The organism is Caldanaerobacter sp. (assembly GCF_049701115.1).
Taxonomy (GTDB): Bacteria; Bacillota; Thermoanaerobacteria; order Thermoanaerobacterales; family Thermoanaerobacteraceae; genus Thermoanaerobacter.
Map to the genome: position 1 here is coordinate 1 of NZ_JBNATX010000020.1, position 21,697 is coordinate 21,697.

A 21,697-nucleotide genomic window follows, 5' to 3' on the forward strand; every position below is an offset into this window, starting at 1 on the left:
CCGGAGCATTAACACAAAATGCCACTTAAATAAGAAGCACTTTGTCAACAGTCTGAGACTGTTTACAACAGTCATAAAGTCTTTATAATAATCTGAAACAGGTGTTTTTTAACTAGACTTGTTTTTTTACTTTATTATTCTTCAAAGAAGCCTTTTTTGATGATTTTTCCCTCTTTTATCATGAATTTTCCCTTTGCAATGACAGAATGGATGTTGAGGTTTTTGTCTAGTATCACAATATCAGCGTCTGATTTTTCAGAAATGGCTCCTTTTTTGGGATAAAGGTTTAATACTTTTGCTACATTTTCTGTTATTATCTTTATCCCTATTTCAAGGGGAACAATGCCTTCTATTATAGCCTCTCTTAGGTCTTTGTACAGTGTTTCAGCGCTTCCTACCATGACCTTTACCAGTTTTTTATTTTCATCAAAGACGGGAATACTTCCATTGCTGTCGGAGCTCATGGTTACCTGCTCTATGGGAAGCTTATTTTCAAGTACCTTTTTGATTGCGTCTTTTGGAGAGAGAGCAGTTTTTGAGTGAGCGTCTGGCTTTATATCAGAAGTTAAATCTATTGTTCCACCCATTTCTATGAATTTTAAACCGTGTTCGAATAGGTGGGATGCCCTGTTTATATGGGTGGGTACAAATTGACTTATAGGTATCTCTGTTTTTTCTACAATCTCGAATACAGGAGTAAGTCCTCTTATTCCATCGCCTACGTGAAGATGTACTATACCGGGTTTTCCCCCTAATAACCCTCCTACTCTAGCTTCCGCTGCAAGTTTTGTCAGGTCTTCTACTGTAGGCTGTGCAGACCGGTGGTCAGAAATTGCGATTTCACCTGTACCGATGACTTTGTCAATTAAGACGAGATCAGACCTTACACTTCCTGTGAGGGTGCGAGTAGGTATTTCATAGGCGCCTGTGTATATATAAGTGGTTATACCTTCTTGTTCTAATGCTCGGGCCTTTGCAAGAAGAGAAGCCATTCCTCGGGTTATTCCGTCGGCTCCTAAAAGGCCTACTACAGTGGTTATACCGCCTTTTGTTATATCTGAAAGGGTTATTTCAGGTGTTCTGGTTACAGCGCCTCCTTCTCCGCCTCCTCCTGCTATATGTACATGTTGGTCAATGAAACCTGGGACGGCTATTAGGCCTTCTGTTTCTTCTACTATTTCTACAGCTCCAAACTCATAAAAAGGCTTTATTTCGTCGTCTATCTTAATGATTTTTTCTCCACATATCAGTATGTCTTTTTTTCCTATCGGCTCAGGTGAGTATACATTTAATCTTTTGAGCAATAGAAACATCAAAGAAGCCTCCTTTCGCTAATAGTTTTTCATGGATACACTAATATTATAACAAAAAGATGGTAAAAAATAGAGTTAGAAGAAAGTAGATTAGAATTCACTTTGAAAAGAGAGAAAATTTTTGTTATGATAAATATGAGGATTGTAGCGATACAATTGTGAGGGGAAGACCATGAAAAAAATTTTCATTGATAGAGAAAAGGACATTCCAATTTATCTTCAAATTTATTCTCAATTTAAAAGGTTTATAGAAAATGGGAGCCTGCCTCCTGGATATAAACTTCCTACTATAAGGAGTCTGGCAAAAGAGCTGGGAGTCAACATTATCACAGTGGTCAGCGCATATAGGCTTTTAGAGGAAAACGGGTATGTGTATACTAAGGTAGGAAGTGGAACCTATGTCTGTGAGGGGCTTCAGAGGGATAGAGATCTTCTAGAAGATATTGAGATTTCCGAACATAAAGAAATCCATGTAAAGAAAGGAATTATAAATTTTGCTTCTTCTTCCTTAAATCCAGAACTTTTCCCTGTAGATGAGTTTGCAGAACTCATAAACAGGGTATTGAGAAGAGATAGGGGATATGCTTTTGAGTATCAGGACAGCAGGGGATATAGACCTTTAAGAGAGGCAATTGTGAATTTCGTTAGGCTTTATGGAATAGAGACAAAAATCGAAAGGACTCAAGTTATTTCTGGGGGGCAGCAAGGCATAGATGTTGTGTCAAAGGCCTTAATAAATTTTGGTGATACGATAATTGTGGAAAGACCCACCTATTCATGGGCTCTGGCATCTTTCCAATCTCGTGGTGCAGACATATTAGAAGTAGATTTGAAAAAAGGCGGAATCGACCTTGAGAATCTGGAAGAAAAATTAAAAAAATTTAAGCCGAAGTTCATATATGTTATGCCAAATTTTCATAATCCTACCGGAATTTTGTATAGCGATGAAACAAAGGAAAAGCTTGTGGAATTAGCGGAGAAATACGAGACCTACATTTTAGAAGATGACTTTGCAATTGAACTATCTTTTACGGGGAAAGAAGTGCTTCCTCTAAAGGCTTTTGACAAGTACGATAGAGTGATATATCTAAAAAGCTTTTCTAAGGTCCATATGCCAGGACTGCGACTTGGTTTCATAATAGCTCCAGAAAAACTTGTAAGCAGTTTTCTTAAAGCTAAATATGTGACAGACCTTACTACTTCTGGTCTGATGCAGAGAGCTTTTGACCTTTATTTAAGGGAAAACATTTGGGAAAAACATATTAAAGAAATAAGACAGGTTATAAAAGAAAGATTCGAAGCAATGAGAGAAGGGCTTGAGAAATTGAAGAGTTACATCATCGATTTTGAAATACCAGAAGGGGGATTTTATTTCTGGGTCAAATTGAAAGGAGATGTAAAAGCTGCAGATATATATCAAAAATGTCTTGATAAGGGGCTTTTGATAGTTCCAGGGGATATGTTCTTTGGCATAAAAAAAGAAGAGAATTTTTTGAGGTTGAGTTTTGCCTCTTGCGATGTACTAGATATAAGAAGGGGAATAGAGATATTAAAAAACGTTTTTGAAGAAATAGAGAATGATACTGAAGTTTACATTCCTATAATATAAAGTAATATAAAGAGAGAAGATGAAAAGGTTAAGTTTTTTCCTTTTCATCCTCTTCATGAAGATAAGATTTGGTCATCTTTGATTTTCCATCAAAAATGGCTCCTTCTTCTATCATTAAATTTTGAACTTCAATGTCTCCGTATACTTTTCCGGTAGATGTTATCTTGAGCTGCCCTTTTGCCAATATATTGCCTTTTACTTCTCCAGATACTACTACATTGTCAGAAGATATATTTGCCTCAACTTTTGCTCCTTCCCCTATGATTACGTTCCCTTTTGTTTCTATCTGACCCGTGAAATTTCCGTCTATTCTTAAAGTTCCTTCAGACCGGATCGTACCTTCAAAAAAAGTATTTTTACCTATAACAGTATCTATCTTTTCAGGATCCACTTCTACCGTTCCTTTTTTTTGGAACATGTCAATTCTCCTTTGCTAAATATTTCATTGGATTTACAGGATTTCCATTCACCCTTATTTCAAAATGCACATGAGGTCCCGTGCTCCTGCCTGTATTACCTGATTTTGCTATTACATCGCCTCTTTCCACAGTTTGACCCACTTTTACAAGAATTTGAGAATTATGGCCGTATACAGATTGAATGCCGTATCCGTGATCGATTATTACTGCTTTTCCATAGCCTGCAAGCCAGCCCGCATAAACCACAACACCTTTTCCCGCAGCCTTAACCGGCGTACCTATAGGGACAGATATATCGATGCCTGGATGAAATTCATATCCGGATCCAAAAGGATTTTTCCTCATGCCAAAAGGAGAAGTTATAGTGCCGTATACCGGATAGGCTGATGGAAGAGCTGCCAGGTAATTTAATCTTGCTTCTACTTTAGAAATCAGGTCGTTGAGTTCACTTGTTTTTTGATCAATTTCTGTTAGAAGTTGAGTAGTAGTTTGGTCGTCATAGGAGATGGAGTTATCAGGATTCATAGACCTTATTACATTTCCACGGCTTGCAGGAGGGGAAGAAAGTCCCACCATTCGTCTAACTTTTTCTTCTAATTCTGTTAGGTTTTTGATTTTTTCGTTTACCATTTGGGCGTTCTTGTTTAATGCTGCAATTTTTTTATCCTGTTCTTCTTTTATTTGAGTGAGTTCTGATATCTGCTTGTCTTTTTCTAGTATCACAGTGTACAAGTAAGAAGTAGTCTTAGTAAAATAAATTAGAGAAATTGTGGAGGCAAATATAAGGAGGACAGCTACTGTAAAAAAGGTTTTTAAAAGGGGAATGGATATCCTTATGGTTTTTATTTGTCGGTTTGGATCAGGAATGACCATTATGTCTATGTACTTTTGCTTTTTTTTAGCCATTTTTACCCCCACCCCAAAAAAATGGACAACTATATATATTCTATATCTATACCCCAAAATCCTGCCTAAGAATTGAATTTTAAATTTTATTAATATTTAAAACAATTTTTGTGGTATAATCAGTTATAGAAAACATCTGCAAGAGGTGGAACATGAAGAAGGGGATTATTTTGGGGATAATTTTGAGTATAGGGGCGATTATTGCAAATATCGTAATAAACGGTTTTCATAGTTCTTATGTTTATTATAGTAATTATTTGTTGTTAATAGGTACTGCTGCTGGATTTTTAGGAGGAGTTTTGTATGTGCTTTATTGGATGAACGATATAAAGCTGATAAAAAAAATTTATTACAAAGAAGAACTTCCAGAAGTTAGGGAAGATATAGAGTACATGAAAAGGTGGGGGAATTATTTGATAATAGCCATGTTTTTTATGTGGTTTTTGGCACTTATATTCGCTTTTCCCTATTATCTCAGTGAATAGTTTGTATTTTAAAAGCGGAAAATATTTAATAAAGACCAAATATAGGTGGTGAGAATGTGGCAAGCGTAGAACAATTAAGGGCAGTTGGCAGAAGTTGCGAAGATTTTGAGCTGGATCAATCCCTTTACGGGAATAGCTATGTTATGTCTGTGGCGCCTCAAGAGAGGAGCTGTGAAATATGCAGGCACTGGGATGTTAATAAGAAAGAATGCAGGATAGGAGTGTTTGATGAGGTACTATCAAGCTTAGACCAAAGTTAAAATTTAAAATTTTGAAAATAGAAGGATTTTATTTATGTTTGTCGAATAAGAATTTATAAAGCAGAATGAAAAGAGTGGGATGGCAATATGATTACATTGTTTTACAATTTAATAAGAAATAGGGGCGAGGGAAATCCTCGCCTTTTTGATTTTATTGTGGTAAAGGATTAACGTGAAAGGAGGGGGAACATGAAGAAAGTTGTCATAGATGGCAATAATCTGACAATAGAGGATGTGGTAAGGGTTGCAAGGGACAGATGGGAAGTAGTACTCGGAGAAATAGCTAAGGAGAGAATTAAGCATTCCAGAAAAATAGTTGAAAAATATTTAAAAGAGGGAAGGGTTGTATATGGCATTACTACAGGTTTTGGCAAGTTTAGTGAAGTAGTAATTTCTAAAGAGGATACTGAAAAGCTCCAGGAAAATCTTATAATGAGTCATTCCTGTGGAGTTGGAAAGCCATTGCCGGAAGATGTGGTAAGAGCGATCATGCTCTTGAGAACAAATGCTCTCGCAAAGGGTTATTCGGGAGTAAGACTTGAGACTGTTGATACTTTGATTGATATGCTTAATAAAAACGTTATTCCAGTGATTCCTGAAAAGGGCTCTTTAGGAGCGAGTGGAGATCTTGCACCTTTGGCCCACATGGTACTAGTTATGATAGGAAAAGGAGAAGCTTTTTATGAAGGAGAGAGGATGCCGGGCAGCGAAGCGATGAGAAAAGCAGGAATACCTGTTATTACCTTAAGTGCGAAGGAGGGGCTGGCTCTTATAAACGGCACTCAGGTGATGTCAGCACTGGGATGCCTCAATTTATACGATGCAAAAAGGCTGATTAAGACGGCTGATGCCGTGGCTTCTTTGACATTGGAGGCTTTAAGAGGAATAATAGATGCTTTTGATGAGAGAGTCCAGATAGTAAGACCCCATAAGGGACAGGCTATCAGTGCAAGAAATGTAAGAAATATGGTTATGGAAAGTGAACTTGTAACAAGACAAGGTCAAATTAGAGTACAGGATGCGTACACTTTAAGGTGTATTCCACAGGTCCACGGTGCTGTAAGGGATGCCATATCTTATGTTGAAGAAGTGCTAAAGACAGAGATAAATTCTGCCACAGATAATCCTCTTATTTTCCCCGATGATGGAGAAGTGATATCTGGAGGAAACTTTCATGGAGAACCTGTAGCTCTTGCAATGGATTTCCTTGCTATTGCCCTTTCTGAGATTGCAAATATATCCGAGAGGCGAATTGAAAGACTGGTTAATTCACAGCTGAATGACTTACCACCTTTTTTAACTGAAAAAGGTGGCCTTAATTCAGGAATGATGATTGCCCAATATACTGCAGCTTCTTTAGTATCAGAGAATAAGGTTTTAGCTCATCCAGCTTCTGTTGATTCTATACCTTCTTCTGCCAATCAAGAAGACCATGTGAGTATGGGTACCATTGCAGCAAGAAAGGCAAGGGAAGTACTCAGAAACGTTGCTACGGTTTTGGCCATAGAGCTTATGGTGGCTTCTCAGGCTTTAGAATTCAGGCAAGGCTTTAGAAGAGGAAGGGGAACAAATGAGGTCTACAAATTAGTGAGGGAAAAAGTAAAACCTCTTGAAGAAGACAGGGAACTTTATGTTGACATAAATACCTGCTTTGATATCATAAATTCAGGGATGATTGAAAAAGTACTAGAAAATGTTGGAATAATACTTGAGTAGGTGAATTTAGTGAAGAGGGTGAAACAATACCTTAAGGCGATAAAGAGCCGGGTTTTTGAAGAAGATTACAAATTTCTATTGAAAATATTAAACGAAAAAGAGCTTGAATATTTTAATAGATTACCCGAGTTCGAGAAAAGGCATGCTTTAGATACCTGTTATTATATTATTGAAAAATATGGAGTAGAGGATGAAGACTTGATAAAAGCTGCACTTTTTCACGATATAGGAAAAATAAAAGCTCCTCTTACTGTCCACAAGAAAGTGCTAGCAGTAGTTTTGGAGCGGTTTCCTTTTATTGCCATGCACTTAAAAAAGTATGTTTGGTTTTTGAAGGTCTACTATGACCATCCGAAGTACAGTAGAGATATATGCAGAGAAATGGGATGCAATGAAAGGGTAGTATATTTTGTTGAGCACCATCACGATAAAGAAGTGTCTGATGAGGGTCTAAAAAGACTGCAAGAAGCAGACAAAATGAGCTAGAGATATATTCTCTAGTTCACAGTTTGTTGACAAAATAAAGAAGTGGCATTTTGTGTGTAAATGCGACTTGTTGTCAAAGCGATAACTAAACTTGGCGAGCTTGAGAAGCGAAGGCGGGGCGAGCAAAGCGAGCGGCCACCTGAGCCCGAAGGGCGAATTGGCCGGCACCCCGCCGGAGCTCGAAAAGTGAGCCTTAGTTTAGTCGCTTTGCAACTCCGGAGCATTAACACAAAATGCCACTTAAATAAGAAGCACTTTGTCAACAGTCTGTGAGCTAGAGATATATTCTCTAGCTCAATCATTTATATGTATAAATCTATATATCACCCTTTTATCCCATCCCAAATCAAAGGGTACATGGTATCTATCAGAGGTATGAGTATTGACCACAGGTATTCCCATTGAATCAAAACCAGTTACTACTGCAAAGTGCACTATTTCACCTTTTTCTTCATAGCATATCAAATCTCCTTTTTCTAAAGCCTTTATGGCTCCCTGAGGATATTGTTCTGTAGGTTTTATCATATCCAGATAATGGCCTTTTGCGATCAATTTGCCTCTTCCAGTATATATTAAATAGTTAAAAAGAGCAGGAGCTTGTGCCCAAGCGGTGGAGGCGTCTTTTCCATTAAAAAACCACACGTTGTCCATTGGTAACCCACCACCCTCGTGAAGAACCTGTGACACATAATTGGTGCAGTCGCCCCCTACACCATAATAATCTTTATATTTTGGATTGTACTCATAATTGTTTCCACTTCCCCATGCCGCTCCTGCGTATTTATCTGCATAGGCTACAGCTTTTTCTCTGTCATACTTGCCTTTTTTGTTTGCTTTTTGTTCTTCATCTTTCTGAGGTATAGAAGTAGGAGTTGCGTCGGGAATTATTCCCTCTGCGGGGCTTGCATCTATATAGGCAGAATCTTCATCTAAAGGGTCATAGTACCAGTCTCTTCTTATAAGCCATTTGCCGTCTAATTTTACCAGCTGTATTGAATGCCTTATGCCAAGACCCATCAGGTTGATTATGTCGCTTTTTTTGTCGTAGACGTAACCCATTTTCATTGTCTCGATTGCGTATACCCATATGGAATTTTCACCAGCTTTCACGCTTTTTATTCTGTAAAAGGATTCGGCCTCTGTGAATTTTAAATTACGCTTTTCAGACCAGCCTTTTACATATTCTATTCTTCTTCTTTCGTGGTCTAAAGCCCATTTTCCGTAAGTCGAGGATTTATCATAAAAATCCTCAATTTCTTTCAAGTCCTGGTTTAGTAGAGCTTTTCCCCTTTGTTTGAAAAATTCATTGAGCAGGATTTTTACTTCCTCCACTCCATTTGAGGTCGCTTCTATTGTTTTATTGAAGAAATTTATTGAAAAGTAGCTAAAACATAGGATAAAGGTGATCAAGGCAAATATTTTTATTGACTGCTTGCTTTTCAAAGTCCATCCTCCTTGTAGTTTAATTCAAGATAATAATATGTTGTCGGGAAGATTAATATTCATTGGCAATTTTTAAACAATTTATGATATAATTAGGGTAAGATATGGAGGTGAAAGTTTTTGATTGAACTTATAAATGTTTCTAAATCCTATAACGATGGGAAAGTAAAAGCCGTAGATAATATCAACCTTTTAGTAAATCCAGGGGAAATATTTGGATTTTTAGGTCCTAATGGTGCAGGGAAGAGTACTACCATAAAGATGATAGTAGGGATATTAAAACCTGATACAGGAAAGATATTAGTGGACGGGATTGACATCCAGAAAGAACCTGTAAAAGCTAAGAGGCAAATAGGATATGTTCCGGATGAACCGAACGTTTATGAAAAGTTGACAGGGCTTGAGTATCTAAATTTTATAGCAGATGTTTACGGTATAGGGGAAAATGAGAGGAGAGAGAGAATAGGATATTTTCTTGAAATTTTTGATTTAAAAAATGCAATAGGGGACCTTATACAGAGTTATTCTCATGGAATGAGGCAGAAACTTCTGATAACTGCAGCATTGTTGCACAATCCTTCTGTTTGGATATTGGATGAACCAATTACGGGTTTAGACCCGAAGTCTTCTTTTTTGTTAAAAGAACTTATGGCAGATCATGCAAAGAAAGGGTTTACCGTGTTTTTCTCTACCCATATACTAGAGGTAGCTGAGAAACTTTGTGATAGAATTGCTATAATAAATAAAGGCAAAATTATTGCTTCTGGTACAATGGAAGAAATAAAGAAACAGCATGAATGGGAGTCATTGGAAAAAATATTTTTGGAGTTGACAGAAAAATGAGCAGATTTTTATCCCTTTTGAAGATACAAATTAATAATTACTATGGAATTACTCAAATAAAGCAGAAGTATTTTGTGAATAAAAAGCAAAGATGGGAATTTGACCTTGCATTATTTGGAATTGTAGTAGGGGTAAGCGTGTTTTTGTTTGTGTATATTATGCAGCTGGAGGGATTATTTGCAGCAAGTATGGTGTTGAATCAACCCCAACTCATGCCTGCAATGGTATTGTTTTTTGGACAGATAACTATTTTAATATTTGGGTTTTTATGGGTTATATCAATATTTTACTTTTCTGATGATATAAAAATTTTGCTTTCCCTTCCATTTCAGCCTTATGAAATTTTATTTTCTAAATATGCTCTAATCCTTATAAATGAATATATAGTGTTAGCTTTTTTGATGTTTCCAGCGATATTGATCTACGGAATTGGAACTGGAGCAGGGATTTTTTACTATTTGATTGCGTTAATAATTTATTTGTTTGCCCCTATGGTCCCCCTTTCAATAGATGCAGTGATGGCTTTATGGATAATGAAATTTACAAATTTAAGAAAGAAAAAAGATCTTTTTACTATTTTAATAAGTACAGCAGCATTGATTGTAGCACTTGCATTTCAATATTTTGTAAATAAAACTACACCGGACATGGGGAAAGATGCAGCTTTTGAGTTTTTTGTTAAAAACGTGGACCTTGCTAAAATACTCACCAAAAGTTTTCCGCCTTCTCTTTGGGGGGCATATGCCATATGTTATTACAATAAGATAGAAGGGATTGTGAATTTATTTTTATTTATAGTTGTATCTTTGGCTCTTCTGAGCTTAATGCTAATAACGGCGCAGAAAGTGTATTTTAAAGCTTTAATGGCAGGCCAAGAAATTGAATCGAGAAGGAAAGCAATAGATATAGAGAAAAATGTAAGAGCTGGAGGAATTTTATATGCTCTTGTTTTAAAAGAGTGGAGGCTTTTTGTAAGGGTTCCTGTTTATGCTATGAATGTTTTTCCTATAGCTGTTATAATTCCCTTTATAATTTTTCTATCTTTTACTACACAATCGCAAATGGAGTTTGAAAGGGTTTTACAGTATATTTCTTCTTCCGCGAATGGGATTTGGATTTTTACTGCAGGAATACTGGTTTCTTTGTTTATTGCGGGGAGTACTAGTCTTTCTTCTACAGCTTTTTCGCGGGAAGGAAAGCTGTTTTACATTTCAAAGGTTTTACCTGTTTCTCCCAATCTTCAACTAGAAGCGAAATTGATTATGGGGGTTTTTGTATCTTTTCTTATACTGGTGCCAACATACATAACGGCAATTTACCTATTTAAAATATCATTTGGGATGGCAATTACAGTTGCGATTTTAAGTTTGCCAGCGGTGGTGCTAGTTAATATAATAGGTCTTTTAATAGATTCTGGAAGGCCCTTTTTCGAATGGGACAATCCTCAAAAAGCCATGAAAGGTAATCCCAATGTTCTCTTTACTCTTATTCTAACGATTGTAATGGGAGCAATAATTTTATTGTTGATTTTTCTATTTAAGACATTGAAAGTACCGGAAGTATTGAGTATATCCTTTATAGAAATTTTGATAGTAGTTTTAAATTTCAAGTTTTATTCTTTAGCCGGGGCTTCTGTGAAAAAACTTTATTTTGAAAAAGAATAGGAGGTAGATAAAAATGAATAAAAAAGCGATAGGAGGAGTTATAATCTTTGTGCTTATACTTGGGATAGTCATTGCCTCTTTGTTTTTTACTCAACCTTCTGGAGATAGCAAAAAATCATTAACTTCCAATGCCATAGGAGTTATAACAATTGAAGGTGTTATAGGAGTAACTTCCACAAATGTTTTCGGTATACCTCAATTTTCTCCAGATCCAGTTGAACAAATAAGGAAAGCACAGGAGGACAGTACTGTAAAAGCGGTGGTGGTCAAAATAAACAGCCCTGGTGGCTCTGCAGCAAAATCTGTGGAGATATACAAAGAAATCAAAAGGCTAAAAGAGTCAGGGAAAAAGGTGATAATTGCAATGGGAGATGCTGCAGCATCCGGCGGATACATGGCGGCGTGCGGTGGAGATATAATAGTCGCAAATCCAGCTACGATAACAGGAAGCATAGGAGTTATAATGCAGTATACGAATTATGAGGGACTTTACAATAAATTAGGGTTAAAAGAAATAACCATAAAAAGCGGTCCTTATAAAGACATGGGTTCTCCTACAAGAGATTTAACACCGGAAGAGAAAAAAATTTTGCAGGGGATTATTGACGATACATATGAACAGTTTGTAGAGATTGTATCTGAGGGAAGAAAGATGCCCATAGAAAAAGTAAAGGAATTAGCAGATGGAAGAATATTCACGGGAAGGCAGGCACTTAAAGTTGGACTTGTAGATAGATTGGGGGATTTCTATGATGCTGTAGACATTGCCGCGAAAGAAGCTGGAATACAGGGTAAGCCTGTGTTAAAATATTATACAACGCCAAACCCTTTCAGTATACTTTTTGGAAGTGGGGCAAGAGGCAATTTAGAAGGTACGGGGCTTGAGATATTAAGACTTTTGTTTATTGACAAGTGGAGTTTAAATGAGTATAGGTGAGGTCAAATTTTTTATATAAGGTATTGCGTTTTGAAAGGGGTACAGAAAAATGGTACATGACCTTTATCTTGATGGTATAGATGCACTTAAAGAGTTAAATTGGGAGGCATTTTTAAAAAATTATCTTGAAAAGAATCGGTTAGTCATACAAGAGTATTGCAATAATTTCTTTTTCACAAAAGAAATGCCATGGGAAAGATGCATTATAGAGTATAAAAAACATTGGTTTGAAAAAAGTGAAAATAGGCAGGATCTACTTTCTAAGTTTAATGAAGAAAAAATTCGCTTTAACGTATCTAGGGGAATGAATAAAATTGTAAAAATTTTTCCCGAGGCTGAAGATATAGATGTGTATCTTATTATAGGACTTTATACAAGCAATGCTTTTCAATATTTTCTTGAAGGTCGACCTGCTGTAGGTTTAGCAATAGAAGCTCATGGTAAGACTTTTTTCGGTATACCAATGCCTTATGAAGACATACCTTTATGGCTTTCTCATGAGATAGGCCATGCATTTCGCTATAAAAATCCTTCAAATCCTTTGACAAAATGGCTTTTCCAAAATGGCTTTAAATTAGATAAGGCAGTAGAGGAACTTCCTCTTTTTGAATTTCTGATTGAAGAGGGTTTAGCGGTTATGACTACAAGATGGGTTTTTCCCGAAGAACCTTTGTATAAAGTATTGGGATATACAGAGGATGTGTATTTTTGGTGCGTAAATAATGAAAAAGAACTTATGAGTAAATTAAGAAATATTTGGGATAGACCGCTAGGTAGGGAAGAGTATTTTAGATATTTTAGTGGATATGATGAGAGTATTCCTCCGCGTACAGGGTACTATATTGGAATGCGTCTTGTAGAAAATTTCATTGAAAAGCACCCTGGAATAGAAAAAAGCGATCTTTTTATAATTCCAGCAAAGGAAATAGTAACATCGTCCATAAAATAAAGACAAAAGGAACCGGACAAAGGGGACGGTTCCTTTTGTCTGATTTAAAAAGAGTGCATTTCTATCCAAGAGGTAACCCTTCTATTTACTTCCTCCCATTTTATATTGTTCATGAAGGCCTCTATATAGCTTTTTTTATCAGTGCCGTAATCTATAAAATAGGCATGTTCGTAAGTGTCAAGGACCAGAAGGGGAATCGCTCTTGATACTATGCCGTGGTTGTGGAAGTCCTGAAGATAGTTGTGAAGTTTTAAATCTATAGGGTCAAAGCAAAGAAGAGTCCACCCCCGGGAAGCCATTCCACAGGCTATGAAATCCTGTCTCCAGTTTTCAAAAGATCCAAAGTCAAGTGCGATCATTGATGCTATTAAGCCATCAGGAATGCCACCTGTTCCTCCTAAATTTTCAAAATATAACTCGTGAAGTTTTACTCCATCTAAATTGTAAGTCTCTTCTAGTTTGAGTTCTCTATATTCACTATAGCTGGCATTTGCTTTTGAACGATCAGCTGTTTTTAATTTTTCACGTATTTCATTTGTTTTCTCTACATAATTATTGTAGAGCTTGTAGTGTTCTTCAAGGGTCCTTTGAGATATCCCTCTTAAAACTAGATTATATTTTTTTGCTACAAGCTTATCCATATTATGCCTCCTTCTTAATATCTAATTTTAGCATATGAAAAGATATATAATTAGTGCATAAAAATGTTGTTTTAATCTATCGAGTAAGTTTTGGTACAATCGGACAAAAGGAACCGTCCCCGATGTCTGAAGGGATTTATTTTGAGATATGTGGTATAATGGTGAAAAAGGGTAGTTTAGGAGGGGGTAGAAAGGATGGAAATAGAGATGGATTTAAAAGAAATTTCAAGGCAGGCAAAGGAAGTAATTGAAGAGTTACTTGATATAGCTAATTTAAAAACGGGTAGCCTTTTTGTATTAGGAGGAAGTACGAGCGAAATACTGGGCAAGAAAGTGGGAACTGCAGGGAGCCTTGATGTGGCAAAGGCGGTAGTTGACCCAATTTTAGAGGCTATACATAAGAGAGGGTTATACCTTGCAGTGCAGGGCTGTGAGCATATAAACAGGGCTCTTTTAGTAGAGGAAGAGGCAAAAGATAAGTACGGGCTTGAAGAAGTAAATGTCATTCCTCATGAGCATGCAGGGGGGGCAATACAAACCTATGCTTATCAGCAGTTTAAGAATCCTGTAATGGTAGAAAATTTAAAGGGTTTGGGACATGCCGGGCTTGACATAGGACTTGTCCTGATTGGAATGCATTTGAGACCTGTGGTTGTGCCTGTGAGATTGAGTCGGAATAAAATAGGTGAAGCTACAATTGTCGCAGCAAGGACAAGGCCTAAGATGGTAGGAGGAGAAAGGGCAAAATATAAAAAATTATAAAAGGCACGGAAGGCCGTGCCTTTAATTTATTTATTTACCTGTAAATATCTTACTAAAACTGCAGCAGCTTCGGCTCTTGTGAGAGGACGTTCTGGGTAAAAATACCCTTCTGAACCTTTCATAATGTTAAGTCCAGAGATTATTGCTACATACCCTATCATATTTTTAGGGATAGTATTTTTGTCTTTAAAATCTACATTAAATATGTTAGGTATTTCTGCAATATATCCTGCCTGAAGAGCATTTACCAGCATTTTTGCAGTTTCTAATCTCGTTACAGGAGAATCAGGGTTTTTCTCCTCTGGCTTTATGATTTTTTTGCTTACAGCAATAGTGTAGTAGGTTTCATAGTCTTTTGAAGATTTTGGCATAGGGTCGTAATAGGGTGGCTGTACTGTTTTTACCAGCATTTTTATAAAATCTTTTTGTGTTATCTCTTTGTCGGGATAGTACTTATCTCCCTCCACTTCAATTATGCCGTACTCTGCTAAAATTTTTATGTCTTTTTCTGCCCAGTTGCCTTCTATGTCCGTGAAAGTGACCTTTGATTCTTTAACTATTGGCCTTCCCATTCCATCAAGGAGTGTACCTGTTTTAGCATCGATGTAGCCATAGAAATCGAGCTGGTAGACCAATTTCACTTTCGGTAGAGCGTCAGGAGATTTGTAGTCGTAATCTAAAATGTAATTTAACTTCATTTCATAGTTGTCAAGGAGTATTTTGTAAGCTTCATCGAGAGTTATTACATTTTCTGCAGGAGTGAAATTCACATTTGTCCAGTTTAAGTAGTAAGAGGTTATTTCTCCTGTATAAGGATTTAGTGTGATTGTTATACTATTAAAGGGTGCTAAAATTCCATTTGCAGTGCGCAAGTATGTGAAAGTATAAAGGTTTGGAGAATAATCTGGATTGGAGGTTTCATTGAAATACTTGGTGTTTTTAAATTTTTCAGGGATTATCCTTTCTAAATATTTTTCTGCAATTTCTCTTAATTCTTTTGATGTATATTTGGGCTGTTTATCTTTGTCTTCTATGTCTGAGACAGTTTTTGAAAAGTATGTCAGCTCTCCTGTGACTGCATCTACAGACGCATTGACATAAAAGTACTTATTATCTTTTTGTAGGTTCCAGTAGAAGCTCCATGTGGGATTTTTTGCAGGGGCGTAATAAGTATCAGTGTATAAACTAGCGCTATCTAGCTTATATCCTTCCAGTGAGAAAGGAAGAGAATTTTTAGCTATTTCCAGAGCTTTATCTTTTGATATGTATTTTTCAGAAGCTTCTATTTCTTTCTTTTCTTCCGGAGTTAATTGCATATCTTTTTCACCAGCAGGTGCAGTTCTACCGCCTGGCATAGGATAGTAGTAGAGGGGCTTTTTTACTTCTCCTGTGAAGGCATCAATAGGAGCATTTTGGTAAACACCATACACTAAAAGAGTTTTATATGATTCTTTTTCTAATTGAGGAGGTATTAAAGCGTATTGAAGGGTTAGGCCAATTTTTTCTTTAAAAATTTTGATAGCTTCCTCTTTTGTAATTATGTTTTCAGGTTTTGGAAAAGATAACTCATCCCATGTCTGCGTGTAAAAGCTTATTTTAAGAGTATTTTTGTCAACAGATACGGAAAGAAGATTGTAAGGGAAAACTATGCCGTTTACTATTCTTGCAAAACTGAAGTTGTAATTTGGGTCATAGTAGCTATTTGTAGAGTAAGGTGATGATGTCCATTCTTCTGTCTGTTTAAATTTTTCAGGAGTTATCTTTTGCAAAAATTCTATGGCGGCTTTTTTAGCTTCCTCTCTAGTGTACTTTGGTATCACTGGCTTGTAAGGTTCCGATGCTGGAGTCCAAGTGGAATAACTGACAATTTCTCCTGTATTTGCGTTTACAGATACGCTTATGGTCCCTTTTGTGGTAGAATTCCAGGTTAAGTTCCATACTTTGTAATTTCCATATTCACTGTAGCTGGAAGTAAAATCATATCCGCTTCCACTTATACCTAACTTAGTTTTTGCAATTTCAATTGCTTCTTTTAAGCTTATTTTTGTGTCTGCTTGAGCCTGTGCTATAGTTGAGGACATAACTGTAGCAAACAGCAAAGTAAAAACGATTAGAATAGGGATAAATTTTTTCATAAAGATAGACCTCCCTTTAATTTTTCGATATGTTAGACGTAAAAAAGATAAAAAAGTTCCCATGGGAGGAAAATTATTTTGTTTTTAAAATATCCCATATATTAGGGTCTTCTTGACCTAATCTCCACACGGCTATACCAGATAATTTATAGCTGTCTACTAGAGATAATTTTGCAGAAAAACTTTTTGAATCTTCAAACCATACTGTGTGGATTTTTCCGTCCAGTACATAGGTGTAGGTGGATTCTTGAGCGGTTTGGTCGTATATTACAGTTACTCCCAAATTTTTTGCTAAGTCTACAGCTTGTTGGTATGTTAAAGTTCTTGGGTAATTTACGCTCTGTGTCCAATCATACCCATAAACAGCCATTCCAAGCCATATTTTTTGAGGAGGTATCACTGTTACGGCGTAATTTAAAACATTTGTAACGAAGCTTATCGGAGAGATCGGACCAGGCTGTGAAAAGTGTTCGTCATAGGCCAGGATGTATATTTCATCGGCGTATTGGGCGATAAAGGAGTATTGAAAAGCTCCAGAAAATGGATGCCTCGGATTGTCAGTTAGCTCTGCTGGCACAGAAATTGTGACAATTCTACCTATGGGTTTTAGGGTAATGTATAGGTCATGTATAAAAATGTTTAAGTTTTCCCTGTCTTCAGGAGGGACGAATTCAAAGTCTATATTAACTCCTGGATAGTTATTTACTTCAAGCATATTGCGTATGTTTGAGATTAGAGTTCTTCTCAAGTTGGGGGTAGATATTAGGTCATGGATTAGCTGAGATTTTCTTGGGTCTGAGTAATTGTGAATTATGGGATAGATAGGTAAATTGTTATCAGAAGCAATTTTTTTGACTTCACTGGAAGACATGTCTGCTAATGTGCCATCCTCTTTTACCCCATACCAGAAGGGAATTAACGTTGTTATATCTCTTGCGTGCTGTTGTAAATCAGCAATAGATTCAGGTGCTATATCAAAATACCATTTATTGTCCATTTTAACCCCTCCAAAAATTTTAAAATTGATTTATATTTTCATAATATGTATAATGAAACTATAGGGCGATAAGGAGTGAAAAAATATGAGAAAAAGGACAGGGATTTTTACAAGTGGGATTTTCCTCATCTTTGTTGGAATGATACTCATTTTAGAAAAATTTTATATTGCCATTCCTTATTTTGTATATGAGATTATATGGCCTTGTTTTTTTATTTTTCTGGGTCTAGAGTTTTTGTTTAGCAGAAAATTATACGGGGAAGAAAACAGCGGAATAAATGTTGGAGCTATTTTGCTGGCAATTTTAATGTTATTTTTTACTAGCGAAATTTTTTATTTACCGCCTTTTGATTTAAGAATATGGTAGCAGATTGGGGGAAATGTGGATGGATAAAAGGCTGTACAGGTCGAGGGAGCAGAGAATTTTAGGAGGAGTTTGTGGAGGCATTGCTGAATATTTTAATGTAGATGTAACTTTAGTAAGGCTTATATGCCTCGTCACAGTGATTTTTGGGGGAGGAGGGCTTCTCTTTTACTTGATAGCGTGGATTATAATTCCTGAAAATCCTTATCAGACAGAAAAGGCAGTGGATAAGACAAAAAATGAGATGGTCGAAGTAGGAAGTGAAAAAGAGATTAAAGATAGTAAAACGAATGAAGTGTTGGGATGGGGATTGATAATTTTAGGTCTTTTGATTTTGATGCCTAAATTATTTCCATTTGTGAGCTTTAGAATGCTGTGGCCAATAGTCTTAATTGGAATTGGAATATGGATATTATTAAAGAGGGATTAGTTTTAATCCCTCTTTTCCAAAAGTTCTGAAACAGTGACAAATTTATATCCCTTTTCTTTTAAATCTTTTATGATCTGAGGAAGGGCAGCCAAAGTATTGGGTTTCCCCTCATGAAGGAGTATTATTGCACCATCTTTTGTGTGTGATAGTACTCGGTTTACTACATTTTCAACAGAAGGATTTCTCCAGTCGTCAGGGTCTACGTTCCATAAAACTACTTTTAGTCCCAATGCGTTTGAAATTTCTATCAAGGTAAAGTTATAAGCTCCAAAAGGAGGTCTAAAAAGCGTAGGCTTTATCCCTGTTGCTTCTACTACTATTTGCTGGTTTTTGTAAAGCTCTTCTACTATTTTTTCTGGTTTTAATTTTTTCATGTTGAGATGGCTGTAAGAATGAAGGCCAATTTCATTTCCATTTTCTAAGATATATTTTAAAAGTTCTGGATGTTTTTCTGCATGTTTTCCTATCACAAAGAATGTAGCTTTTACATCCATGCTTTTTAATAGGTCTACATATCTTTCTGTGTAAAAAGGAAAAGGTCCATCATCAAAGGTCAAGGCTATTTCTTTTCCAGAAGACGGTTTAGAACCCAAAGTTTTCTTGTTAAACGGTATGGGAGGTGCAAAAAGTTTGTCCCTTTCTGGTCTATCTACAAGCTTGATAATCTCAGGCTGTGGCAGATTTTGATTTTCTATTGTTTCGATGTAAGGCAGTTGCTGGGGAAAATTTTCTTCAAATGTTTTTTCTTCGCCTTTATTTTCGATTTGGTTTTCGTAGCCCTTCTCACTATTTGTGTCATGCGAAATTGGATTTTGTTTTGATGAGTAAAGTTCAGTAAGATATCTATCTTCGGTGATGTATTTATAAGCGAAAGCGGCTGAACCAGCAAGTATAGATATCAACACTATGATGGCAAAAGATTTTATATGCATTTTATCATCTCCTCATCTAGCTCCCATTATATCACTGAAAAAATATGAGTTTATTAAAAATTTATTAACTTTATGTTACAGTTTTGTAACTTTTCAATTATATTAGACGTGGTATTACGGTAAAAGTTTCACTTTTACCATCTGTCGAATAACTTTGTTCTTTGAGCTATATAGAAGATGAGAGAAAATATAAAAAGTATTGCAAAACCGCCTATGAAACCGACTCTCTGTTTGGGAACTAATAAAGTTCCTGAAAGAGTCAGTGCTATCAGGAATATTGCTGTCCATGAAAGTAATATGTCTTTACTGCTTTTTTTAAGATTTGGGTTTTTATAATTTATATAGGTTAAAAGTATTATTATCCAGTTGAAAAATTGAACAAAACCTGTGGCGCTTGTTATATATTCATAAACGTCTTTTGGAAGAAGATAAGAAAGTATTACAGCGATAAATAGTCCGGTGCTACTTAAGGCCAATGCGTATACAGGCACATCTTTTTTGTTTTTTGTAGTTAGAAAAGTGGGAGCAAATCTACCTTGTCCTAACGAGTACAGGACTTGGGTTACTCCATACATAGCTCCGTTCATTGTTGTTAAAGCTGCGGTTAAAATTACGAAGTTCATCAGGGAACCTATATAAGGTATTCCTGATAACTTCAAAAGTTTTATAAAAGGGCTTTCTTTTAGGGATATAGTATTCCATGGCACGGTGATAAGGAGAAGGAAAATGGAAGAAAGATAGAGGCTTATTAATATTAAGACAATAAGTTTCCTCGCAATAGGAGTATATTTTTCAGGATCTTTAGTTTTAACTGAAGACATTGCAATGACTTCTATCCCGCCAAAAGGTATTAAAGACATGAGCATGGAAGCAAGAAAGCCTTTTATACCATAGGGTGCTAATCCTCCTTTTTGAAAGAGATTACCGATTCCTATGTAGTTTTTGTGAGGTATCATGTCTGTCACCAGTAATATTCCTATGATTACAATTATAAAAAGTGCCGTTATTTTTATAGTGGAAAACCAAGTTTCAATTTTACCAAAATTTTTTGTGCCCATGAGGTTTACTGTTATTACGAGAATCGAATAGATGAGAGAAAAGAGCCAAAGTGGCATATTTGGGAACCAGTATTTAGTAAATATAGCGGAAGCCGTAACCTCGCTTCCCATTATGAATATTCCTGCTGTCCAGTATATCCATCCGCTAAAGAATCCTCCCACATCTCCCAGTGCTTTTTCTGCATATACTCTGAAAGTTCCCTCTACAGGATTTGATATTATCATGTTTGACAGTACATAAAATACTTGAGACATTATAAAAGCTGAGATGAGATAATTAAAAAGCACTATGGGCCCCGCCGTGCGAATTGCAATCCCAGTTGCCAGAAAAAAACCTGCTCCTAATATTCCTCCTACTCCTATTAAAGTCAGTTCTGTTATAGTAAGTTTTTGATTTTCCAAAGCCTACCCCTCCTTGATTTATCGGCTAATAGATAGTATTTACAAAGTATTGAAAACTTATTTGTGATGTAGTAAAATGTGTTATTATACAAATGAAAGGGGGAGATCATGAAGTATAGTTCTTTTAGAAAAAGTGAGAGAATGGTCTTATACTTTCTTGCTATTTTTATTTGCTTGCTATTTGGAATGATTTTTTATAGAAACTTTATTGGTATAAATGAAAAGGGCATTGAGGTTTTTGAAACGTTTGTTGAATGGCTGCTTTATGTGTTTTCAATGGTAATCGCGTGTGGAATTTTACTTTCACTGGCTAATGCTCACCATGAAGTATTGGAAGACAGGATTGTTTTTAGGTTTGGGGTTTTTGGCTTTGCACACGTAAAATATGCGCAAATAGTTCAAGTAGAAGAAATTAAAGAGAAGGATGTACCTTTTTTGGGCATGAAAATTCGCAATAAAATATGCTACGGTTATTTTATTAGAGGGGACCTCCTTAGAATAAGGTTTAAAGAAGAAGTTGATTTTTATTGCTTTCTTTTAAAGAAGAAAAAAGTAAAAGAAATTATAATATTTGCAAGTAAAAAAGAAGAATTGTTGGAGGAAATAGAAAAGAGGTGGGAGAAGTGCTAAGAGCACTTTCCCACCTTAAATTACTTTCCATCCGCTCACAACCAGGTATTTTATTCCGAGAAAGCTTTTTAATTCAATTGTCAAGTTTTCCAGTTCTTGTTCGTATATTATGCCATCCACGTACACATTTATTTTGTCTACTCCTATCACGTAATACTTCTCGGGATTTGAGGGGATTCCGATGAACACTTCAGGGGTGAGATTAGGTTCTATGCAGCTATTTCGTATGTCGTGGTATTTAATGTATATATTGCCGCCTTTTTTTAATATATACTCTTTTGCGGCGTCAGTTATTTTCAAACAACACACCCCGTTT

23 protein-coding genes are annotated in these 21,697 nt (G+C 36.1%); 13 read left to right on the forward strand and 10 right to left on the reverse strand.

From position 1 onward, the window contains the following. Positions 1 to 134: 134 nt before the first annotated feature. On the reverse strand, positions 135 to 1,313 hold the full coding sequence (gene iadA, locus ACPLVE_RS06975; RefSeq protein WP_424610847.1) for a beta-aspartyl-peptidase: 1,179 nt from the start codon (positions 1,311 to 1,313) through the stop codon (positions 135 to 137). A 172-nt stretch (positions 1,314 to 1,485) separates the two neighbouring features. Here iadA and ACPLVE_RS06980 point away from each other — a divergent pair, with 172 nt between their 5' ends. Next, positions 1,486 to 2,922 (forward strand): PLP-dependent aminotransferase family protein, encoded by a 1,437-nt coding sequence (locus ACPLVE_RS06980; RefSeq protein WP_424610848.1) that lies wholly within the window; start codon positions 1,486 to 1,488, stop codon positions 2,920 to 2,922. A gap of 28 nt (positions 2,923 to 2,950) precedes the next feature. Here the strand turns inward: ACPLVE_RS06980 and ACPLVE_RS06985 are convergent, their stop codons facing one another. Together ACPLVE_RS06985 and ACPLVE_RS06990 are read right to left on the reverse strand one after the other, a co-directional pair. Then, positions 2,951 to 3,340, reverse strand: coding sequence for a bactofilin family protein (locus tag ACPLVE_RS06985; protein WP_424610849.1), 390 nt, complete (start codon positions 3,338 to 3,340; stop codon positions 2,951 to 2,953). 1 nt (position 3,341) lies between these two features. Further along, a complete protein-coding gene (locus ACPLVE_RS06990; protein ID WP_424610850.1) occupies positions 3,342 to 4,247 on the reverse strand; it encodes a M23 family metallopeptidase in 906 nt (301 codons plus the stop codon). Between the two features lie 152 nt (positions 4,248 to 4,399). On the opposite strand from ACPLVE_RS06990, the gene ACPLVE_RS06995 reads away from it, so the two are divergent. From ACPLVE_RS06995 to ACPLVE_RS07010, 4 genes are all read left to right on the forward strand, one after another. Continuing rightward, entirely contained in the window at positions 4,400 to 4,732 is a 333-nt protein-coding gene (locus ACPLVE_RS06995; RefSeq protein ID WP_424610851.1) for a hypothetical protein, read from the forward strand. A gap of 56 nt (positions 4,733 to 4,788) precedes the next feature. Next, positions 4,789 to 4,992, forward strand: a complete 204-nt coding sequence (locus ACPLVE_RS07000; protein ID WP_424610852.1) for a hypothetical protein — start codon at positions 4,789 to 4,791, stop codon at positions 4,990 to 4,992. Positions 4,993 to 5,181: 189 nt separating this feature from the next. Continuing rightward, positions 5,182 to 6,708, forward strand: coding sequence for a histidine ammonia-lyase (gene hutH / locus ACPLVE_RS07005; protein WP_424610853.1), 1,527 nt, complete (start codon positions 5,182 to 5,184; stop codon positions 6,706 to 6,708). A gap of 9 nt (positions 6,709 to 6,717) precedes the next feature. Then, positions 6,718 to 7,194 (forward strand): HDIG domain-containing metalloprotein, encoded by a 477-nt coding sequence (locus ACPLVE_RS07010; RefSeq protein ID WP_424610881.1) that lies wholly within the window; start codon positions 6,718 to 6,720, stop codon positions 7,192 to 7,194. A 294-nt stretch (positions 7,195 to 7,488) separates the two neighbouring features. Here the strand turns inward: ACPLVE_RS07010 and ACPLVE_RS07015 are convergent, their stop codons facing one another. Beyond that, positions 7,489 to 8,637: an amidase domain-containing protein gene (locus tag ACPLVE_RS07015; protein ID WP_424610854.1), complete on the reverse strand. Its 1,149-nt coding sequence runs from the start codon at positions 8,635 to 8,637 to the stop codon at positions 7,489 to 7,491. A 120-nt stretch (positions 8,638 to 8,757) separates the two neighbouring features. Here ACPLVE_RS07015 and ACPLVE_RS07020 point away from each other — a divergent pair, with 120 nt between their 5' ends. The 4 genes from ACPLVE_RS07020 to ACPLVE_RS07035 are packed head-to-tail and all read left to right on the forward strand — an operon-like array spanning position 8,758 to position 13,030. Further along, the gene (locus ACPLVE_RS07020; RefSeq protein ID WP_424610855.1) at positions 8,758 to 9,480 is read left to right on the forward strand and encodes an ABC transporter ATP-binding protein; all 723 of its coding nucleotides are present in this window, start codon (positions 8,758 to 8,760) and stop codon (positions 9,478 to 9,480) included. Continuing rightward, on the forward strand, positions 9,477 to 11,144 hold the full coding sequence (locus tag ACPLVE_RS07025) for a putative ABC transporter permease subunit (RefSeq protein WP_424610856.1): 1,668 nt from the start codon (positions 9,477 to 9,479) through the stop codon (positions 11,142 to 11,144). The genes ACPLVE_RS07020 and ACPLVE_RS07025 overlap by 4 nt, the downstream gene beginning before the upstream one ends. A gap of 13 nt (positions 11,145 to 11,157) precedes the next feature. Then, positions 11,158 to 12,081: a signal peptide peptidase SppA gene (gene sppA, locus ACPLVE_RS07030; protein WP_424610857.1), complete on the forward strand. Its 924-nt coding sequence runs from the start codon at positions 11,158 to 11,160 to the stop codon at positions 12,079 to 12,081. Between the two features lie 49 nt (positions 12,082 to 12,130). Next, a complete protein-coding gene (locus ACPLVE_RS07035; protein ID WP_424610858.1) occupies positions 12,131 to 13,030 on the forward strand; it encodes a DUF2268 domain-containing putative Zn-dependent protease in 900 nt (299 codons plus the stop codon). 44 nt (positions 13,031 to 13,074) lie between these two features. On the opposite strand, the gene ACPLVE_RS07040 is transcribed toward ACPLVE_RS07035, so the two are convergent. Further along, the gene (locus ACPLVE_RS07040) at positions 13,075 to 13,671 is read right to left on the reverse strand and encodes a superoxide dismutase (protein ID WP_424610859.1); all 597 of its coding nucleotides are present in this window, start codon (positions 13,669 to 13,671) and stop codon (positions 13,075 to 13,077) included. Positions 13,672 to 13,878: 207 nt separating this feature from the next. On the opposite strand from ACPLVE_RS07040, the gene ACPLVE_RS07045 reads away from it, so the two are divergent. Then, on the forward strand, positions 13,879 to 14,433 hold the full coding sequence (locus ACPLVE_RS07045; RefSeq protein ID WP_424610882.1) for a TIGR01440 family protein: 555 nt from the start codon (positions 13,879 to 13,881) through the stop codon (positions 14,431 to 14,433). Between the two features lie 26 nt (positions 14,434 to 14,459). Here ACPLVE_RS07045 and ACPLVE_RS07050 read toward each other — a convergent pair whose 3' ends face one another. Beyond that, complete coding sequence (locus ACPLVE_RS07050; protein ID WP_424610860.1) at positions 14,460 to 16,568, reverse strand: YcdB/YcdC domain-containing protein; 2,109 nt, start codon at positions 16,566 to 16,568, stop codon at positions 14,460 to 14,462. Between the two features lie 73 nt (positions 16,569 to 16,641). Then, positions 16,642 to 17,565: a glycosyl hydrolase family 18 protein gene (locus ACPLVE_RS07055; protein ID WP_424610861.1), complete on the reverse strand. Its 924-nt coding sequence runs from the start codon at positions 17,563 to 17,565 to the stop codon at positions 16,642 to 16,644. Between the two features lie 85 nt (positions 17,566 to 17,650). Here ACPLVE_RS07055 and ACPLVE_RS07060 point away from each other — a divergent pair, with 85 nt between their 5' ends. Together ACPLVE_RS07060 and ACPLVE_RS07065 are read left to right on the forward strand one after the other, a co-directional pair. After that, positions 17,651 to 17,932: a LiaF transmembrane domain-containing protein gene (locus ACPLVE_RS07060; protein WP_424610862.1), complete on the forward strand. Its 282-nt coding sequence runs from the start codon at positions 17,651 to 17,653 to the stop codon at positions 17,930 to 17,932. Between the two features lie 19 nt (positions 17,933 to 17,951). Beyond that, positions 17,952 to 18,359: a PspC domain-containing protein gene (locus ACPLVE_RS07065; RefSeq protein WP_424610863.1), complete on the forward strand. Its 408-nt coding sequence runs from the start codon at positions 17,952 to 17,954 to the stop codon at positions 18,357 to 18,359. A gap of 2 nt (positions 18,360 to 18,361) precedes the next feature. Here the strand turns inward: ACPLVE_RS07065 and pdaB are convergent, their stop codons facing one another. After that, positions 18,362 to 19,291 carry a polysaccharide deacetylase family sporulation protein PdaB gene (gene pdaB, locus ACPLVE_RS07070; RefSeq protein ID WP_424610864.1) on the reverse strand — a complete coding sequence of 310 codons (930 nt, stop codon included), beginning with the start codon at positions 19,289 to 19,291 and terminating at the stop codon, positions 18,362 to 18,364. A 134-nt stretch (positions 19,292 to 19,425) separates the two neighbouring features. Then, entirely contained in the window at positions 19,426 to 20,751 is a 1,326-nt protein-coding gene (locus tag ACPLVE_RS07075) for an amino acid permease (RefSeq protein ID WP_424610865.1), read from the reverse strand. Positions 20,752 to 20,859: 108 nt separating this feature from the next. Here ACPLVE_RS07075 and ACPLVE_RS07080 point away from each other — a divergent pair, with 108 nt between their 5' ends. Beyond that, positions 20,860 to 21,381 carry a hypothetical protein gene (locus ACPLVE_RS07080; protein WP_424610866.1) on the forward strand — a complete coding sequence of 174 codons (522 nt, stop codon included), beginning with the start codon at positions 20,860 to 20,862 and terminating at the stop codon, positions 21,379 to 21,381. Between the two features lie 15 nt (positions 21,382 to 21,396). Here the strand turns inward: ACPLVE_RS07080 and ACPLVE_RS07085 are convergent, their stop codons facing one another. Beyond that, positions 21,397 to 21,690: a CC/Se motif family (seleno)protein gene (locus ACPLVE_RS07085; protein WP_424610867.1), complete on the reverse strand. Its 294-nt coding sequence runs from the start codon at positions 21,688 to 21,690 to the stop codon at positions 21,397 to 21,399. Between the last annotated feature and the right edge of the window lie 7 nt (positions 21,691 to 21,697).

Excerpts from the sequence above, each read along its gene's own strand:
- iadA (WP_424610847.1), bottom strand. The coding sequence starts at position 1,313 with ATGTTTCTATTGCTCAAAAGATTAAATGTATACTCACCTGAGCCGATA.
- ACPLVE_RS07065 (WP_424610863.1), top strand. The coding sequence starts at position 17,952 with ATGGATAAAAGGCTGTACAGGTCGAGGGAGCAGAGAATTTTAGGAGGA.
- ACPLVE_RS06990 (WP_424610850.1), bottom strand. The coding sequence starts at position 4,247 with ATGGCTAAAAAAAAGCAAAAGTACATAGACATAATGGTCATTCCTGAT.
- sppA (WP_424610857.1), top strand. The coding sequence starts at position 11,158 with ATGAATAAAAAAGCGATAGGAGGAGTTATAATCTTTGTGCTTATACTT.
- ACPLVE_RS07045 (WP_424610882.1), top strand. The coding sequence starts at position 13,879 with ATGGATTTAAAAGAAATTTCAAGGCAGGCAAAGGAAGTAATTGAAGAG.
- hutH (WP_424610853.1), top strand. The coding sequence starts at position 5,182 with ATGAAGAAAGTTGTCATAGATGGCAATAATCTGACAATAGAGGATGTG.
- ACPLVE_RS07035 (WP_424610858.1), top strand. The coding sequence starts at position 12,131 with ATGGTACATGACCTTTATCTTGATGGTATAGATGCACTTAAAGAGTTA.
- ACPLVE_RS06985 (WP_424610849.1), bottom strand. The coding sequence starts at position 3,340 with ATGTTCCAAAAAAAAGGAACGGTAGAAGTGGATCCTGAAAAGATAGAT.
- ACPLVE_RS07080 (WP_424610866.1), top strand. The coding sequence starts at position 20,860 with ATGAAGTATAGTTCTTTTAGAAAAAGTGAGAGAATGGTCTTATACTTT.
- ACPLVE_RS07025 (WP_424610856.1), top strand. The coding sequence starts at position 9,477 with ATGAGCAGATTTTTATCCCTTTTGAAGATACAAATTAATAATTACTAT.
- pdaB (WP_424610864.1), bottom strand. The coding sequence starts at position 19,291 with ATGCATATAAAATCTTTTGCCATCATAGTGTTGATATCTATACTTGCT.
- ACPLVE_RS07060 (WP_424610862.1), top strand. The coding sequence starts at position 17,651 with ATGAGAAAAAGGACAGGGATTTTTACAAGTGGGATTTTCCTCATCTTT.
- ACPLVE_RS06980 (WP_424610848.1), top strand. The coding sequence starts at position 1,486 with ATGAAAAAAATTTTCATTGATAGAGAAAAGGACATTCCAATTTATCTT.
- ACPLVE_RS06995 (WP_424610851.1), top strand. The coding sequence starts at position 4,400 with ATGAAGAAGGGGATTATTTTGGGGATAATTTTGAGTATAGGGGCGATT.
- ACPLVE_RS07055 (WP_424610861.1), bottom strand. The coding sequence starts at position 17,565 with ATGGACAATAAATGGTATTTTGATATAGCACCTGAATCTATTGCTGAT.
- ACPLVE_RS07050 (WP_424610860.1), bottom strand. The coding sequence starts at position 16,568 with ATGAAAAAATTTATCCCTATTCTAATCGTTTTTACTTTGCTGTTTGCT.
- ACPLVE_RS07040 (WP_424610859.1), bottom strand. The coding sequence starts at position 13,671 with ATGGATAAGCTTGTAGCAAAAAAATATAATCTAGTTTTAAGAGGGATA.